Here is an 11,465-nt window from a genome sequence, read left to right as displayed (position 1 = left end):
GTGACAGGATCGACTCCAGTGAAGGAAACGAGGGGTGTGACCGGGCGGGGGGTGGTTGCGGGTAAACCTTAGGAGTATAGCCGATGTGGCCTACGCCCGTGTGTCCTGTCACCGTCATGGTGTTCACAATCGGGTCATGCTGGTCCACAATTGTTGCAAGTTTCACCGAACAGAAGGACTCCCATGCAAGGCGACGCCAAGGTCATCGAACTGCTCAATGCCCAGCTGAAGAACGAGCTGACCGCCACCAACCAGTACTTCCTGCACTACCGCATGCTCAAGCACTGGGGTTTCGCCAAGCTGGCCAAGAAAGAGTACGAAGAGTCCATCGGCGAGATGAAGCACGCCGACAAGCTCATGGAGCGCATCTTCACGCTCGACGGCCTGCCCAACCTGCAGGCGCTGGGCAAGCTGCTGATCGGCGAGAGCGTGCCCGAAATCCTGGCCTGCGACCTGCAACTGGAAACCGCTGCGCAAGCCCCGGTGAAGGACGGCATCGCCCACTGTGAATCGGTGCGCGACTACGTTTCGCGCGACCTGCTGCAGCACATCCTCGACGACACCGAGGAGCACATCGACTTCCTCGAAACCCAGATCGACCTGCTGGGCAAGGTGGGCGAGGCGAACTACCTGCAGTCCATCATGGGCGACGTGGCGAGCTGAGGGATGCCAGCCTTGCACCCTGTTCACGGGACGGGGGTGGCATGGCGTTCAGACGGCACTTGCATGCGAATCATTCTCATTACATAATGCGCAGCATGTGAGTTCCATGGGCGCCCCGCCGCCCCGCGTGCCGCCATGATCGTGTGTGTTTGCCACGGCGTTTCTGACCGCGCCATCGTCGCCCAAGTCCAGGGCGGCTGCACCTCCTTCGAAGCCCTGCAGGATGCCACCCGCGTGGCCACGTGCTGCGGATGCTGCGAAGACTGCGCGCGCCAGGTGATGGCCGCCGCGCAGGTTGTGGCGGATGCCCGCTCTGGCAGCGCCAGGACCGATGCGCATCCCGTGCACTCGCACCCCGCCCTGACGGCCTGAGCTTGCGCTGACAGCCGTTCCTTGGCTGTTTCCCCCTCTCTTCGGCAGATCGCGCCCTCAAGCTCGGCCTAGGATGGCCGATGTCCACAAGACAGAGCTGACAGCGCGGGCCTCACCGCGCAGCGAGGGTGACATGGCTTCCTTCTTTTTCTCCAACGACGAGTCCGCGCACATCGACACCCACGCCCACAAGCGTGCGGTGCTGACGTCCGTCAAGCACGACGCGGCGGACGCGGTCTCCGCCCATGGCGCGCTCGATGCCACGCCCCGCCGCCATGAAGTCACCCCACCCTCCCGCTTTGCGCGCAGCGCGCCGGTCGGCGTGGTCTGGGTGCAGCGCTTCTGGCGCTGGCTGTGGGACATGGACGAGTCGCCGCGTGAGCTGGCACCCGTCTCGGGCCTGCGTGGCATCCAGTCCGAATTCATCGCTGCGCTGTGGGATCTGCAATCGCTGCGCGCCAACCATGTGCGCGACCAGATTGGCACGGCCCGCTCGCTGCGGGAGCTGTGGCACCTGCGCGCCGACGTCTTCAAGGTCATCTCGGTGCACCGCGGGCAAATGGAGGCCCAGTTGCGCCTGGACGCGCTGGACAGCCATTTCCCCGTGCGCGCCTCGCGGCGCAGCGACGACCAGCGCGGCAAGGTCACCACCTGGTGAGCGTTGAAGGCCTGGCCGCACGACGCGGCCACGGCGCTCAGACACCGATTCTCACATCGCGCAACACGGCGCACACGTTCGGCCACGCAAGCGTTGCACAATGGGCAGCTGGATCGCACACAGCCCCATGAACATCATCATCCTGGACGACTATCAGGACGCAGTGCGCAAGTTGCGCTGCGCCGCCAAGCTCGACGGCCTGTCCGCCAAAGTCTTCACCAACACCGTCAAAGGCACCGGCCAGCTGGCCGTCCGCCTGCGCGACGCCGAAGTGCTGGTCGCCATCCGCGAACGCACGCAGTTCCCCAAAGCTTTGCTGGAGAAGTTGCCCAAGCTGCGCCTGATCTGTCAGATCGGCCCCCTGGGTCCGCACATCGACATCGACACCTGCACCCGCCTGGGCATCGCCGTCGCGCACTGCGAAGGCCCGCCCGTGGCACCGGCCGAGCTGACCTGGGCCCTCGTGATGGCCGCCATGCGGCGCCTGCCACAGTACATCGGCAACCTCAAGCATGGCGCCTGGCAGCAGTCCGGCTTGAAGTCGGCGTCCATGCCCAGCAATTTCGGGCTCGGCGTGCAACTGCATGGCAAGACGCTGGGCATCTGGGGCTACGGCCAGGTGGGCCAGTTGGTGGCCGGCTACGGCAAGGCCTTTGGCATGCACGTGACGGTGTGGGGCAGCGAGGCCTCGCGCGCCAAGGCCCAAGCCGACGGCTGCATCCCCGCGCCCTCGCGTGAAGCTTTTTTCGAAGCGTGTGATGTGTTGAGCCTGCACCTGCGGCTCAGCGACACCACCCGCGGCATGATCACGCTGGAAGACCTCAGCCGCATGAAGCCGACCGCGCTGTTCGTCAACACCTCGCGCGCAGAGCTCCTCCATGACAACGCCCTGGTGATGGCACTCAACCGCGGCCGCCCAGGCCTGGCGGCGATCGACGTGTTCGAGAGCGAGCCCATCTTGCAAGGCCACCCCCTGCTGCGCCTGGAGAACGCGGTGTGCACCCCGCACATCGGCTTCGTCGAGCAAGACAGTTACGAGCAGAACTTCAGCGTGGCGTTCGACAACCTGCTGAATTTCATGGCGGGCCAGCCGACCCACATCGTCAACCCCGAAGCCTTGCGCGTGCAGCACTGAGCCAGACGCGCGATGGAGTTGGAACGCGCGCTGTCACGCCAGAGCCTCAGATCGGCCAGTTGGTCGCTGCTGTTCGGCAATTTCATCATCGGCTGTGGCGTGATGGTCACGGCCGGCACGCTCAACGACATCACCCATGACCTGCAGGTGAGCGTCACCGAGGGTGGACGCCTGATTGCCGTGGCCGCCATGATGATGGGTGTCGGCGCCCCCATCCTGGCCTGGCGTGTGGCCCAGATGGACCGCCGCAAGCTGCTGACCTGGGCGATGCTCTGGTACGCGGCAGGCCACCTGTTGTCGGCGCTGGCGCCCGATTACCACTGGCTGATGCCCATCCGCGCGCTGACAGTGCTGTCGGCCGCGGTGTTCACGCCTCAGGCCGCGGCCACCGCCGCCTTCATGAGCACGCCTGCACGGCGCGGGCGCGCCATCACTTTCGTTTTCATGGGCTGGTCCATCGCCTCGGTGGCCGGCATGCCGATGTCTGCCTGGATCGGTGAGCGCATGGGCTGGCGCGTGGCCATGGCCTGCGTGGCGGCAGGCGCCTTGCTGGCCGCTGTGCTGGTGAACCGGTCTCTGCCCCATGGCATCCGGCCGCCAGCGCTGTCGTTGCGGCTGTGGGGCAAGGTGTTCAAATCGCCGCTGTTGATGGCGCTGGTGCTGGTCACGGCCTGCCAGAGTGCCGGACAGTTCACCTTGCTGGCCTACGCCGCACCCTACTACCGCCAGGTCTTCGGTGCCAGCCCCGAGCAGATCAGCCTGATGTTTGGCTGGTTCGGCGCCCTGGCCCTGACGGGCAATGTGGTGCTCAACCGCATGGTGGACCGCGTTGGCGCCGCGCCCGCCGTGAGCCTCACACTGGGCATGATGGCGCTGAGCCTGCTGCTGTGGCCGCTGGCTGGCAGCCTGCCTGCGCTGGCCCTGGTGATGTTGCCCTGGGCGCTCAGTGGTTTTGCCACGAACTCAGGCCAGCAGGCTCGGCTGGGTGGACTGTCGCCACGGCTGGCCCCGGCCTTGATGGCCCTCAACACCTCGGCCATCTACATGGGGCATGCGCTGGGCGCATCGGGCGGTGGCTGGGTGATTGCGCACCAGGGATACGCATCGCTGCACTGGCCAGGGCTGGCCTGGATGCTGCTGGCCCTGGCACTGAGCCTGTGGGCGCAGCGGGTTCAGAAGCGCCAGGAAGAGCGCCGAGCGCAAGTGCTCGGGCTGGACTGAACAGCGCTGGGCTGTTGCGCTCAAGCCATGCGCTGGCGGCGCGCCTCGTACAGGCACACGCCGCTGGCCACCGACACGTTGAGGCTGGACACCCCGCCCATCATCGGGATGCTGACCAGCTCGTCGCAATGCTTGCGCGTCAGCTGGCGCATGCCGCTGCCTTCGGCGCCCAGCACCAGCGCGCTGGCCACCTTGAAATCGGCCTGGTACAGGCTGCGGGGGGCGTCGTCGGCGGTGCCGATGACCCAGATGTCGCGCTCCTTGAGTTCGGTGAGCGTGCGCGCCAGGTTGGTCACCATGAAGTACGGCATGGTCTCGGCCGCGCCGCTCGCCACCTTGGCCACCGTGGCGTTGATGCCGACGGCGTGGTCCTTCGGGGCAATGACGGCATGCGCGCCGGCGCCATCGGCCACGCGCAGGCAGGCGCCCAGGTTGTGCGGGTCGGTCACACCATCCAAGACGAGCAACAAGGGCGGCTCGGCGAGGCTGTCGAGCAAGTCATCGAGCGAGCGCGCCAGTTGCACGGCGTCCACGCGGGCCACGACGCCCTGGTGGCGGTGCGTGCCAGCCATCTGCTGCAGGCGATCGTCGTCGCTGTCGATGGCGCGCATGCCCGCTTCCTCGACCTTGGCCAGGAATTGCTTCATGCGCTGGTCGCGCCGGGTGGCGTCCACGTGGATTTCGCGGACCGAATTGGGCGCCACTTTCAGGCGGACGGACACGGCGTGGAAGCCGAACAGCAGTTTCTGACTCATGCCGGCATCGTAACCGCTGGCGGTGCCTGAAGCGGCGTGGTCAGGCTACGTGGTCAGGCAGCGATCTGACCGGCCTGGATGCGCACGCTGTGGGCGCAGCGCTGGGCAATCTGCGCGTCGTGGGTGACGAGGATGAGTGTCGTGCCGATTTCGCGGTTGAGCTCGAACATCAGGTCCATGACGGCCTGGCCGGTGGCATGGTCGAGGCTGCCCGTGGGTTCGTCGGCCATGAGGATGTCCGGACGCACAACAAAGGCCCGCGCCAATGCCACACGCTGTTGCTCGCCACCGGACAGCAGCACCGGCTTGTGGTTCAGGCGGGCGCCCAGACCGACGCGCTCGAGCATGGCCGTGGCGCGGTCGCGGGCGTCGCGGACACCGCGCAACTCCAGCGGCAGCATGACGTTTTCCAGCGCGCTGAGGTGGGCGATCAGCTGGAAGCTCTGGAAGACGAAGCCGACGTGGCGGGCGCGGTGGGCGGCGCGTTCGTCTTCGCTCATCTCGAACAGGCCCTGCCCGCACAGCCACACCTCGCCGGAGCTGGGCACGTCCAGGCCCGCCAGCAGAGACAGCAAGGTGCTCTTGCCCGATCCCGAGGCCCCGACGATGGCCAGGGTGTCCCCAGCCGCCACACTGAGGTTGATGTGGTTCAGAATGGTCAAGGGGCCGGACGCATCGTCCACCAGCTTGCTGAGCCCTCGCACAACGATGGCGGGAGCAGCAGCGGCGACCACAGGGGCCGATGCGGACGAAGCCGCAGGCACAGAGACAGGCAATTCAGACGACATGGCAGACAGCATGACAGAAGTTTTCCACAACGCGCGGCGCGGTGTGTTGCGATGGGCTTTGAGCGGATGCGCCATCGTTTTGGCCGGCGCAGCCCATGGCGCACCCGCCAGCGCCCATCGCCCTGCCACCCTGCTCGTGCTGGGCGACAGCCTCTCAGCCGAGTACGGCTTGGCGCGCGGCACCGGCTGGGTCGCTTTGCTGGAGGCGCGGCTGGCCCAGCAGGGCCGCAAGGTGCAGGTGTTCAACGCCAGCATCAGCGGCGAGACCACCTCGGGCGGCCGCAGCCGACTGCCCGCATTGCTGCAAAGCCAGAAGCCCACGCACGTGGTGATCGAGCTCGGCGCCAACGACGCCTTGCGCGGCTTCCCGCTGCGCAGCACCGAAGACAACCTGCGCGCGATGGTCAAGGCCTGTCAGGACGCCGGTGCCAAGGTCCTGGTGGTGGGCATGCGCGTGCCGCCCAACTACGGGCGCAAGTACACGGAAGACTTTGCCCAGCTGTTCGCCGCGGTGGCGCGTGACACGCGCAGCGGCCTGGTGCCCTTCCTGCTCAAGGACGTGGCCGACCGGCCCGACGCCGTGGACTGGTTCCAGGCCGACCGCATCCACCCGCTGGCCAAGGCCCATCCGCTCATGCTGGAGCACATCTGGGCGGGGCTCAAGCCGATGCTGTGAGTGCAACCGCCCAAGCCGCAGCCAGCCGCGTCACTTCTTGGGCGTGAGGCCGGCGCCGAGGTTGCCCATCAGGGTCTCGGTCTGCTTGGCCATCTGCTCCTGCATCTGCGAGAACATCTGGCGCGACTGCTCCATGTAGCCACCCATGAAGTTCTGCATCAGCGGCTGCTGCATCTTCAGCACCGAGTTCTCGGTCAGGCTGGCTTGCAGGTCGATGAAGGACTGGATGTTCTTTTCCAGGTAGTTGCCCATCAGCCCCTGCATGGTGTGGCCGTAGAAACGGATGATCTGGGCCAGTGCGTGGGTGGTGAACATGGGCATGCCCGCCGATTCTTCCTCCAGGATGATCTGGAGAAGGATGCTGCGCGTGATGTCGTCGCCGGTCTTGGCGTCCACGACCGCAAACGGCTCGCAGGACATGACCATGTCCTTCACGTCAGACAGCGTGATGTAGCTGCTGGTGCGCGTGTCGTACAGGCGCCGGTTGGGGTACTTCTTGATGGCGCGCACGCCGGGCGGCACCTTGGCCGGCGCTTCAGCGTCCGGTGCGGCAGCTTGGCTGGCGTCTTCTGCGCCTTCGGTGTGGTCGCTGGCGGCTTGGGCGGCGGGCTTGCGGGGGGCGGCACTCATCCTGGACTCTCCTGTTGCTCGAACCATTGTAGGAGCAGCCAGCGGGATGTGGGCGCGCCTTGATCCACCAACGAGAAAAGCCCCAGGCTCGTGAGAACCTGGGGCTTCGTGTTTGGTAGGCGCTATTGGATTCGAACCAATCAAAATGCCTGCAGGACACCAGGGCGCACTGGGAATGCTGCTCAATTCGGTGGTGCTGAGAGGTGCTGAAAGGTGCGAATTTTCCCCGGATTCTTCCCTGGGAAGTATTCCAGCGCACCCGAAATGGCTCGGCCAATGCCATTTTGTCGGGGCGCCGTGCCGGATGACAAATGCGGTGATCCTGATAATCTGGCGGCCATGCGCGCGCGCCCGTTCGACACCATTCTCCCCCGCCTGGCCATGGCGTGCGCCGCCGGCGTGGTGCTGGTCATCGCTGGCCGGGTGGTGGGCAGCGAGCTGATCGGCGACGTCGGGGCGGTGCTCATGGCGCCGCTGACGCTGATCGCCGGGGGCGCCTGCACCTTGGTCGTCCTGCTCGCCCCCGCCTGGCCCCTGTCATCGCTGGCGGAAAAGATTCCCGATGCCTGGGCCTGGCCATTCATCGGGACATCCATGGCCGTTACCCTGCTTTGGTGGTGGCTGGTGTGGTCCTGCATCGCTGCAGGACCTGGCCCAGACTACTGACCGGCATCCTCCTGGATGGCCTGGGCCCACGCCTTGTTGACCCGGTCATAGACCTTCTGCCGCTCGCCATCCCACTGCCGCAGGCTGGCGTTCTTCTCGGCATCGGTCAGCGTGGTCGAGTCCATCACGGGGTGATCTCGGTTCCGGTGCAAAAACTCCCGGCTTCGACCAGGCGTTAACCCTTGATTGAAGGCGTTCGGCGTGAACTGTCAATCCAGCCTGTCTGATCCCCTATAGTTGGAGTCCATCCAACGGTCAACCACATGGGGGCATCGTGACCACGTTCCGTCAGCGCTTCGTCGGTGCCACAGAGTTGCCAAAGTCGCTCACTGAGTTCGACGTGGAGCAGTCGTTCCAGTTGAGCAAGGACGACTTGGACGCAATCCGCAAACGGTTCCGCACGACTGGGCGCCTTGCCGCCGCCATTCAATTGACGGTCATCAGGACGACAGGCCGTCCCCTGGATCGGTTGACCAATGTCCCGCGAGCATTGTTGCGTTCACTGTGTGCCGCCCTTGGCATTCAAGAAACCTCAGTCGCATCGCTCAAGGCGCTCTACAGCCGTCAATCCACCCTCTACGAGCATCAAGCGTGGGCCCGCCAAGCCAGTGGTTTTACAGAGGTCGACGCGGACGTGCTTGCCATGTGCGCGCAGACGCTCGGCAGGCTGGCAGGCACTGCCTCCTCGGTTGGTGACCTGGTCAAGCAAGCCGAAATCTGGTTGTTCGATCAAGGCCGGGTGCTGCCTGGTGATCGTGTGCTCCGCGATCTGGCTCGGCAAGCCTACCTTGCCATCGATGAAGCCGCACTGAACACCATTCGAGAACAGGTGGGCGAGCCCGGTGTCGGCAAAGCCATCAAGGCTATGTTCTCGATGCGTCGAGGGCGCACGGGTGGCACCGTGCTCGAATGGCTCAAAGGCTCCCCCGGGAAGCACGGGCCATCGGGCTTGACCGAGGTGACGGACAAGATCACCTTTCTCAAAGATCTTGGCGTGGACCGGTGGACGCTCGATGCCATCCCCAATGCACGGCTGCGCTCCTATGGTCAGGCGGTGGTGCATCGCCCACCCAGCGACACCAAGCGCCTCAAGCACGAAACCCAGTCCGTTGAAGTGATCTGTTTCCTGCGCATGAACCTTCTGGAGCTCACAGACGTGGCGCTGTACATCGCAGCGCGCCGGGTCTGCGACCTGGTGCGGCGAGCGTCAACGAAGGTGCAAAGCAAGCAAACCCGTGGCCTGACTCATTACCGGGAAAAGCAAGAACAGATCCGGCAGGTTCTTCATGAGGAAGGGCCCGATCCCGAACAGAAGCTGGAAGCACTCAAGCAGCTTGTGCCCAAGGACGATGTCGAGCCCCGCTACAGTCGCGCCGCCCTGGTACGCCAAGCATTGGTGGAGGACAGCAACCGCGTGCAGGCTCTGCTCAACGGACTCACCGGCCTAGACCTACAGGGCCGAGCCAACGTCCCATCGCTCAAGCAGATCGACGTGTTGCGCGATTTGAAAGCGAGGGGCGTCAAAGAACTACCGACGGACTTTGACCTGGCGATCACAGATCCGGTCTGGCATGACCTGTTACGCGATGAGGACCGTGTCAAGGCGCACGCTGCGCTGCGTGCATGCACATTGATGTCTGTGCGCAAAGACCTGCGTGGCGGCAGGCTATGGATCGAGCACAGCCTGGACTACCGCAACCGGGAAGGCCTGCTGATCCCTCCTGAACAATGGAAGAAGGAACGCGGTCAGTTCATCAGTGCTTTGAACCTGGTCATGGATCCGCGCAAACTCCTGGACGTCATCAGAGCCAACCTAGATGCCGGTCTAGCGGGCCTGGCCGAGGCATTGAAAACCGGCAAGGTTGAGATTGACGATCAGGCCCAGTTCCGGTTGCCGGCCTTGCTTCCGCTGGAAGGCGACGATCAAGTCCGCCGAGCACGGGACGCCATGTTCAATGTGATCGGGGAGTGCCAGTTCAGCGACATGATTGTGGAGGTTGATGTTCACGTCGGCCTCACCGAAACGCTGCTTGGCCGCAAAGCCAACTCCGTGCAGGAACTGCTTGGCTGCTACGGGGCACTGCTGGCCCACGGCACAGAGAACGACGCCAAAGGTGTTGCCGCCATGGTGCCGGGGCTGGAGGTGGCGCATGTCACCTCGGCGATGCGGGCACTGGAGGCAGCGGATCGGCTGCGAAAGGCCAATGACCGGGTCGTCGCCTTCCAGAAGCGCTTTCCGATTGCCGAGCACTGGGGCAAAGGCGACAAGGCCTCTGCCGACATGATGTCCCTTGATGCATCCAAGCATCTCTTCAATGCCCGGATTGACCCACGCCGCAGAACCTACGCCGTGGGCATCTACACCCATGTGTTGAGCACCTACGGCGTCATCTACGATCAGCCCATCGTTTTGAACGAGCGACAAGCAGGGGCGGCGGTCGAGGGTGTCGAGCGCTACAACGCCACGGTGGAAGATGGCATCAGGCTGTCTTTGCTGGCCGTTGACACCCATGGCTACACCAACGTCGCCATGGCTGTGGCCAAGCTCCTGGGCTTCGACCTGTGCCCGCAGTTGCGCAACCTGTCTGAGCGGCGTCTGTTTGTCCCCCGGCGCATGGAAGTACCTGACGCTTTGGCTGTGGCCACGGTGGATGAGATTTCCGAGCGCGCCATCATCAAAGGTTGGGACGAGTTGCTGCGCCTGATCGCCTCAATCCGAATTGGACGGGTGTCACCGAAGTTCGTGCTGGAGAAGATGGGCAGCGCTGCTCAGGGCGACCCCCTTCACAAGGCCGCCGATCACCTGGGCAAGCTGCTGCGCAGCCTGTATCTCTGTGATTTCTTCAGCAACGAGGACTTCCGGCGCGAAATTCACACCCTGCTCAACCGAGGTGAATCCGTTCACCAACTTCAGCGGGCGGTGTTTCATGGTCGAGTGATGCCCGAGCGCGGGCGGCGCAGCGACGAGATGCGCGCCATCTCCGGATCACACGCCTTGCTGACGAACATCGTGATCGCCTGGAACACCATGAAAATGCAGGAGGTGGTGGACCGCTGGAAAAAGGCCAAGACCCCTGTCGATGATGCCTGGCTCCGGCGGATGGGCCCAGTCCACTTTGGCAACATCAACTTCCGGGGCACCATGTCTTTCGGGATCGACAGGCATGCCGCCACCTTGCTGCAAAAGCGCCAGGCCGATCTCAAGCGGGCTTGAGGCTGGACGTAGTGCGCGGTGTTGCAAACATGGGAAACCGGGAGTTTCTGCACAAATCCCCGTGAGTGCTCAATTTTTGCAACTTGCTAAGTTGTTGATTCATATGGAACCATCACGGAGAAAGCGGGGTTTTTTGCACCAATCCCCGTGAGGGTGTCCGGTTGTGGCTGCTGGTGATGAGAGCCGTTTCTCGGACGGGAAACGGCAGCCTGGCTGACCACTCTTGGGCATGGCCAAGCCCGCTACAAGCGCTGATCACGCGTCAGAAACGCTGCCGTCATGTACGCCGTATCGGTGGCAGATGGCCAGATCGAGCCCAATGACAACCCTCCGGTGTGATGCGGTAGCCCGCCGTGTCGGCTGTGAGCCAGCCATCCCGGACAAATGCGTCAAACACGTCACGCAGTTCCTGCTCAGATGTGCCTGCGATGGCATCGGCGAAGCAATGGAAAAAACTGGGCAAATGAACCAGGCTGTCCGCCTGGCGCGGCCTCTGGGCGATGTATTGAGCAAGGGCTCGCTGCAAATCGCAGGTATTGGTAAGGGGCGTTTTCATGCTGAACTACCGTTCGCTTGTTGATGGAAGCCCTAGGGAAGGTCTGCAAAACCTTCGCATGCAGCCCTGAATGTGAGACAGTATCAGCATGAAGCAGATGAGCCTGAGCACCACTGGATTTGAACGCAAGA

Annotated in this window: 13 protein-coding genes; 8 read left to right on the top strand and 5 right to left on the bottom strand. The window is 64.1% G+C overall.

The features are described 5' to 3' along the window. The first annotated feature begins 183 nt into the window (after positions 1–183). The 5 genes from bfr to EV672_RS06340 all read left to right on the top strand — a co-directional run bounded on the left by bfr (position 184) and on the right by EV672_RS06340 (position 4,049). On the top strand, positions 184–663 hold the full coding sequence (gene bfr / locus EV672_RS06360; RefSeq protein WP_133607452.1) for a bacterioferritin: 480 nt from the start codon (positions 184–186) through the stop codon (positions 661–663). Between the two features lie 135 nt (positions 664–798). Next, on the top strand, positions 799–1,035 hold the full coding sequence (locus tag EV672_RS06355; protein ID WP_133607450.1) for a (2Fe-2S)-binding protein: 237 nt from the start codon (positions 799–801) through the stop codon (positions 1,033–1,035). Between the two features lie 133 nt (positions 1,036–1,168). Further along, the gene (locus EV672_RS06350) at positions 1,169–1,693 is read left to right on the top strand and encodes a hypothetical protein (protein ID WP_133607448.1); all 525 of its coding nucleotides are present in this window, start codon (positions 1,169–1,171) and stop codon (positions 1,691–1,693) included. Positions 1,694–1,820: 127 nt separating this feature from the next. Next, positions 1,821–2,828, top strand: a complete 1,008-nt coding sequence (locus tag EV672_RS06345) for a D-2-hydroxyacid dehydrogenase family protein (protein ID WP_133607446.1) — start codon at positions 1,821–1,823, stop codon at positions 2,826–2,828. A gap of 12 nt (positions 2,829–2,840) precedes the next feature. Beyond that, positions 2,841–4,049 (top strand): MFS transporter, encoded by a 1,209-nt coding sequence (locus EV672_RS06340; RefSeq protein WP_243738560.1) that lies wholly within the window; start codon positions 2,841–2,843, stop codon positions 4,047–4,049. Between the two features lie 20 nt (positions 4,050–4,069). On the opposite strand, the gene rlmB is transcribed toward EV672_RS06340, so the two are convergent. Continuing rightward, positions 4,070–4,804: a 23S rRNA (guanosine(2251)-2'-O)-methyltransferase RlmB gene (gene rlmB / locus EV672_RS06335; RefSeq protein ID WP_133607444.1), complete on the bottom strand. Its 735-nt coding sequence runs from the start codon at positions 4,802–4,804 to the stop codon at positions 4,070–4,072. Positions 4,805–4,857: 53 nt separating this feature from the next. Then, positions 4,858–5,592 carry an ABC transporter ATP-binding protein gene (locus EV672_RS06330; RefSeq protein ID WP_133607442.1) on the bottom strand — a complete coding sequence of 245 codons (735 nt, stop codon included), beginning with the start codon at positions 5,590–5,592 and terminating at the stop codon, positions 4,858–4,860. A 10-nt stretch (positions 5,593–5,602) separates the two neighbouring features. Here EV672_RS06330 and EV672_RS06325 point away from each other — a divergent pair, with 10 nt between their 5' ends. After that, positions 5,603–6,268, top strand: coding sequence for an arylesterase (locus tag EV672_RS06325; RefSeq protein WP_133607440.1), 666 nt, complete (start codon positions 5,603–5,605; stop codon positions 6,266–6,268). 30 nt (positions 6,269–6,298) lie between these two features. Here EV672_RS06325 and phaR read toward each other — a convergent pair whose 3' ends face one another. Further along, complete coding sequence (gene phaR, locus EV672_RS06320) at positions 6,299–6,898, bottom strand: polyhydroxyalkanoate synthesis repressor PhaR (RefSeq protein WP_133607438.1); 600 nt, start codon at positions 6,896–6,898, stop codon at positions 6,299–6,301. A 297-nt stretch (positions 6,899–7,195) separates the two neighbouring features. Here phaR and EV672_RS06315 point away from each other — a divergent pair, with 297 nt between their 5' ends. Further along, positions 7,196–7,564, top strand: coding sequence for a hypothetical protein (locus EV672_RS06315; RefSeq protein WP_133607436.1), 369 nt, complete (start codon positions 7,196–7,198; stop codon positions 7,562–7,564). On the opposite strand, the gene EV672_RS19220 is transcribed toward EV672_RS06315, so the two are convergent. Further along, positions 7,558–7,689 carry a hypothetical protein gene (locus tag EV672_RS19220; RefSeq protein WP_279536171.1) on the bottom strand — a complete coding sequence of 44 codons (132 nt, stop codon included), beginning with the start codon at positions 7,687–7,689 and terminating at the stop codon, positions 7,558–7,560. The genes EV672_RS06315 and EV672_RS19220 overlap by 7 nt on opposite strands. 149 nt (positions 7,690–7,838) lie before the next feature. Between EV672_RS19220 and EV672_RS06310 the strand changes: the two genes are divergently transcribed. Beyond that, positions 7,839–10,778, top strand: coding sequence for a Tn3 family transposase (locus EV672_RS06310; RefSeq protein WP_133607434.1), 2,940 nt, complete (start codon positions 7,839–7,841; stop codon positions 10,776–10,778). A gap of 277 nt (positions 10,779–11,055) precedes the next feature. On the opposite strand, the gene EV672_RS06305 is transcribed toward EV672_RS06310, so the two are convergent. Then, positions 11,056–11,334, bottom strand: coding sequence for a hypothetical protein (locus tag EV672_RS06305; RefSeq protein WP_133607432.1), 279 nt, complete (start codon positions 11,332–11,334; stop codon positions 11,056–11,058). Between the last annotated feature and the right edge of the window lie 131 nt (positions 11,335–11,465).

Origin of the sequence: Aquabacterium commune (assembly GCF_004362855.1) — a bacterium.
Classification (GTDB): Bacteria; Pseudomonadota; Gammaproteobacteria; order Burkholderiales; family Burkholderiaceae_C; genus Aquabacterium; species Aquabacterium commune.
The sequence above is the reverse complement of the archived record's forward strand: the minus strand, read 5'-3'. Positions and strand labels throughout refer to the sequence as shown.

What these genes read in the sequence shown, in the direction of transcription:
- EV672_RS06345 (WP_133607446.1), top strand. Translation starts at nt 1,821, where the DNA reads ATGAACATCATCATCCTGGACGACTATCAGGACGCAGTGCGCAAGTTG.
- EV672_RS06325 (WP_133607440.1), top strand. Translation starts at nt 5,603, where the DNA reads ATGACAGAAGTTTTCCACAACGCGCGGCGCGGTGTGTTGCGATGGGCT.
- rlmB (WP_133607444.1), bottom strand. Translation starts at nt 4,804, where the DNA reads ATGAGTCAGAAACTGCTGTTCGGCTTCCACGCCGTGTCCGTCCGCCTG.
- phaR (WP_133607438.1), bottom strand. Translation starts at nt 6,898, where the DNA reads ATGAGTGCCGCCCCCCGCAAGCCCGCCGCCCAAGCCGCCAGCGACCAC.
- bfr (WP_133607452.1), top strand. Translation starts at nt 184, where the DNA reads ATGCAAGGCGACGCCAAGGTCATCGAACTGCTCAATGCCCAGCTGAAG.
- EV672_RS06330 (WP_133607442.1), bottom strand. Translation starts at nt 5,592, where the DNA reads ATGTCGTCTGAATTGCCTGTCTCTGTGCCTGCGGCTTCGTCCGCATCG.
- EV672_RS19220 (WP_279536171.1), bottom strand. Translation starts at nt 7,689, where the DNA reads ATGGACTCGACCACGCTGACCGATGCCGAGAAGAACGCCAGCCTGCGG.
- EV672_RS06355 (WP_133607450.1), top strand. Translation starts at nt 799, where the DNA reads ATGATCGTGTGTGTTTGCCACGGCGTTTCTGACCGCGCCATCGTCGCC.
- EV672_RS06340 (WP_243738560.1), top strand. Translation starts at nt 2,841, where the DNA reads ATGGAGTTGGAACGCGCGCTGTCACGCCAGAGCCTCAGATCGGCCAGT.
- EV672_RS06305 (WP_133607432.1), bottom strand. Translation starts at nt 11,334, where the DNA reads ATGAAAACGCCCCTTACCAATACCTGCGATTTGCAGCGAGCCCTTGCT.
- EV672_RS06350 (WP_133607448.1), top strand. Translation starts at nt 1,169, where the DNA reads ATGGCTTCCTTCTTTTTCTCCAACGACGAGTCCGCGCACATCGACACC.